Genomic DNA, 3,860 nt, shown 5'->3' with positions numbered 1-3,860 from the left:
CGATGTCAGCGCCGGAATTGCCACAGCCGATGATCAGCACCCGTTTGCCACTGAAAACCTCCGGACTGCGGTATTCTGACGAGTGCATCAGCTCACCCGCGAATTCACCGGGCAGCGCCGGCTGGTTGGGGGTGTGCAGGGTGCCGTTGGCAATCATCACACCCGTGAAGGTGCGGGTCTGCTGGACCCCCTTGCACTCGGTGGTCAATAGCCAGTGGTCGCCATCCGGTTCCATGCGGATGACCCGGGTGTTGAATTCGTAGTGGTCCCGCAGACCGAAGTGGTCCACGAAATCCCTGAAATAGGCTCTCAGTTCCTTGTGGCTGGGGTACTGGGCCACCTGGTCTTTCATCGGGAACTCGGCAAACTCGGTCATCCGCTTTGAGGAAATCAGGTGGGCGGTGTCGTACATGGTGCTGTGGGGATTGTCGATGTCCCACAGGCCGCCGACATCGCTGTGAAGCTCGAAGCCGGTAAAAGGGATGTTCTGCTGCTGGAGATTACGGGCACAGGCAAGGCCCATGGGGCCGGCACCGATCACTGCGTACATGGGGTGAGTCCTGATTTTGTTGTTATCGTTTTCTGAAGTTACCTATAGTAGGCAAATGCTTGTGATCTTTCCCGACCGGACAGGACCAAAACCACGACAATTCGGGCCATGAACGACTCTACTCCCAGTGTAACCCACCTGTATGCCCAGGCGATTCTTCAGGCCGCCCGGCGTCGCGGCCTTACCCTGCCCGCCTCGGTCTGTGACCGGCTGGTGCCGGGTCAACGGGTACCCCTGGAGGTGCAGGACGAGCTGTGGGGCCATTATTGCCGGTTAGCGGATGAGCCCCTGTCAGGACTTGAGATCGGGCTGGCCCTGCAGATCGGGCATCTGGACAGTGCCGGCATGCTGCTGGTGAGCTGCGATACCCTGCGAGAGGGTCTTGAAGCACTTGTAGAGTACGCACCGGTAATCGGCGATGGCGGTGAATTCAGCCTGTCTGAGGAGGGCGATCTGCTCTGCCTGTATTACCAGCCCGGTTATCAGGTCCGGGTGGCGGAGCGGGTGGAAGCGGTGATGGCATCGCTGGTCCGTCTGGCGGGCTGGGCCACGGGAGGAGCTTTCGCCCCGGATACCTTGCTGTTGAGTCACCGCGCGCTGGCGGACGCAACCAGTTACCGGGACCGGCTGGGAATGCCTGTGGTCTTCGGTGCCGACCGAAATGGCCTTTGTTTTGGTGGTGATCAGGGCAACCTTCCGCTGATCCAGGCCAACAGTGCCTTGCGGGACCACCTGAGGCAGCTGGCCGACTACACCATGGATCAGCTGGGCCACCACAGCCTGAGCGCTCAGATCTGCCGTCTGGTGCGGGAACATCCCGGTTGGGGCAAGGAGCGGGTGGCGGCAGATCTGGCGATCAGCGGGCGCCACCTGAACCGTTTGCTGGCCGAGGAGGGAGTGTCGTTCAAGGTGCTGCGCGAGCGGGAGCTGCATCGGCTCGCCTGTGAGCAGCTTCGGGCTGGCCGGGCTGTGGCCCGGATTACGGAAAGCCTCGGATTCTCCGAGGAGACCGCCTTCGTGCGGGCGTTCCGGCGTTGGGAAGGCATGACCCCGGCGCGGTTCCGGGAGACAATCTGAAGCTTACCCGGGTCTCTGGTCTGCCCTTGGCCTGTCCTTACCGTGACAATCCGGAAACATACTTTGTGTCTGCAGCTAATGCCGACTATGGTAAAGGCTCATCTTGAACCGCAATGGAGAATCTGTATGCCACTTCCCAGGATTATTGGAATCGTACTGCTTGTCGTTGGCGTCATCCTGCTGTTCTTCGGATTTAATGCCTCCCAGTCAGTGGGTGAGCAGGTGACCGAAACCTTCACCGGTACGTTCACCGATGAGACCATGTGGTATCTGATCGGTGGTGCCGCAGCGGCAGCCGCAGGCGCGTTTTTGCTGTTTTTCCGGAAGTAGCCGCAGATTGCCGAATGGCTCCAAATAATATGCCAGAATTGGCTCTGATCCGGCGCGCCCCATGGGTAGATATCCGCATACCAGCGGTGGCGAAAAAGCCTGATGATCGCGAAATCTTATGGGTGCTGCAGCCAGGCTGAGGCACCTTTTTTTATGGCCTGATTACCCTGTGGAGGGACACACCACCCATGACCGACCACTCCAATATCCAGATTTCCGACTATTACGATGCTGATACCTTCAAGCGCATCAAGGAATTTGCTGACGGCAGGGAAACGCCGTTTGTCGTCATTGATACCGCGACCATCGACCGGCAGTACGAAGAACTGGTAGAAGTGTTCCCTTACGCCAGTGTCTACTACGCCGTCAAGGCCAACCCAGCCCCTCAGGTCTTGTCCCTGCTGCGGGACAAGGGTGCCAATTTTGATATCGCATCGGTCTATGAGCTGGACAAGGTGATGTCACTGGGTGTAACCGGTGACCGGATCAGTTATGGCAACACCATCAAGAAAGCGAAAGACATACGCACCTTCTACGAGAAGGGTGTTCGCATGTACGCTACGGATTCCGAGGCTGATCTGCGCAACATCGCCAAGGCTGCACCGGGTTCAAAGGTCTACGTCCGTATTCTGACCGAAGGCACCCTGACTGCTGACTGGCCGCTGTCACGCAAGTTCGGATGTCAGACCGACATGGCCATGGATCTCCTGATTCTGGCCCGTGATCTCGGCCTGGTGCCTTATGGCGTGTCGTTCCACGTGGGTTCCCAGCAACGGGAAATCGGCGCCTGGGATGCGGCACTGGGCAAGGTAAAGATCATTTTCGAACGCCTGAAAGAAGAAGACGGCATCGAGCTGAAAATGATCAACATGGGCGGTGGCTTTCCGGCCAACTACATCACCCGCACCAACGATCTGAAAACCTACGCGGAAGAGATTGAACGATTTATCCGTGAAGACTTTGGTGATGATGCTCCGGAAATTATCATCGAGCCGGGCCGTTCGCTGATCTCCAACGCCGGCGTACTGGTCAGTGAGGTGGTGCTGATTTCCCGTAAATCCCGCACTGCCCTGCACCGCTGGGTGTTTACTGACGTGGGCAAGTTCTCCGGCCTGATCGAAACCCTGGACGAAGCCATCAAGTTTCCGGTCTACACCGAGAAACAGGGTGAATGCGAGGATTCGGTGATAGCCGGACCCACCTGTGACAGCATGGATATCATGTACGAGCACCACAAGTACCCACTGCCCCTGAACCTGGCCATCGGCGACCGGATGTACTGGTTCTCTACCGGTGCCTATACTACGACCTACAGCGCGGTGGAATTCAATGGATTCCCGCCGCTCAAGGACTACTACATCTAGGCTGAATGCCCGACCGCCGGCTGATCTTCTGTCAGCCGGTGTTGCGGTCGGGAGGTAACCCCGGACCCGGGGTATGTCAGCCCGGGAGGCCACTTTTGCAACTGACCGTGTTTTTCCAGGCCACCGGTGGTCTTGCCCTGTTTCTGCTGGCCATGGGGATGATGACCGATGGCCTGAAAACCTTCGCCGGCTCGGGCCTCAAGCGCCTGCTCAGCCAATGGACTCATACCCCCCTCCGTGGCCTCGCCTCCGGCATTATGGTGACCGGTCTGGTGCAATCCTCCAGTGCGGTCACGGTAGCCACCATCGGCTTCGTCAACGCCGGCATGCTGACCCTGGCTCAGGCCATTGCCGTGGTCTTTGGTGCCAACGTCGGCACCACCATTACCAGTTGGCTGGTGGCGTTGGTGGGCAGTGGTTTCAAGATCAGTGCGCTGGCTTTGCCTATCCTCACGGTGGGCGTGGTGCTGCGGATAGCCGGCTCCGGCCGGCGCTGGGCCCATCTCGGCGAGGCGCTTGCCGGATTTGGCCTGTTCTTT

The 3,860-nt window shown here is 58.8% G+C and carries 5 protein-coding genes; 4 read left to right on the top strand and 1 reads right to left on the bottom strand.

Features of this window, described 5'->3' with window-relative positions; genetic code table 11:
• Positions 1 to 550, bottom strand: a 550-nt coding sequence (locus tag AAC035_RS19415) for an NAD(P)/FAD-dependent oxidoreductase (RefSeq protein WP_339806765.1), incomplete at its 3' end; no start/stop codon positions are given.
• A 108-nt stretch (positions 551 to 658) separates the two neighbouring features.
• On the opposite strand from AAC035_RS19415, the gene AAC035_RS19410 reads away from it, so the two are divergent.
• The 4 genes from AAC035_RS19410 to AAC035_RS19395 all read left to right on the top strand — a co-directional run.
• The gene (locus AAC035_RS19410) at positions 659 to 1,627 is read left to right on the top strand and encodes an AraC family transcriptional regulator ligand-binding domain-containing protein (protein WP_339806764.1); all 969 of its coding nucleotides are present in this window, start codon (positions 659 to 661) and stop codon (positions 1,625 to 1,627) included.
• Positions 1,628 to 1,753: 126 nt separating this feature from the next.
• On the top strand, positions 1,754 to 1,957 hold the full coding sequence (locus tag AAC035_RS19405) for a DUF3185 family protein (protein WP_339806763.1): 204 nt from the start codon (positions 1,754 to 1,756) through the stop codon (positions 1,955 to 1,957).
• A gap of 188 nt (positions 1,958 to 2,145) precedes the next feature.
• Positions 2,146 to 3,321: a type III PLP-dependent enzyme gene (locus AAC035_RS19400; RefSeq protein WP_339806762.1), complete on the top strand. Its 1,176-nt coding sequence runs from the start codon at positions 2,146 to 2,148 to the stop codon at positions 3,319 to 3,321.
• A gap of 95 nt (positions 3,322 to 3,416) precedes the next feature.
• Positions 3,417 to 3,860: Na/Pi symporter (locus AAC035_RS19395; protein WP_339806761.1), on the top strand; the 444-nt coding region annotated here is incomplete at its 3' end.

The sequence above is a fragment of the uncultured Marinobacter sp. genome (genome assembly GCF_963974375.1).
Lineage (GTDB): Bacteria > Pseudomonadota > Gammaproteobacteria > Pseudomonadales > Oleiphilaceae > Marinobacter.
This window is presented reverse-complemented; position numbering and strand designations above follow the sequence as displayed.

Coding starts and splice junctions, on each gene's coding strand:
- AAC035_RS19410 (WP_339806764.1), top strand. CDS start 659: ATGAACGACTCTACTCCCAGTGTAACCCACCTGTATGCCCAGGCGATT.
- AAC035_RS19405 (WP_339806763.1), top strand. CDS start 1,754: ATGCCACTTCCCAGGATTATTGGAATCGTACTGCTTGTCGTTGGCGTC.
- AAC035_RS19400 (WP_339806762.1), top strand. CDS start 2,146: ATGACCGACCACTCCAATATCCAGATTTCCGACTATTACGATGCTGAT.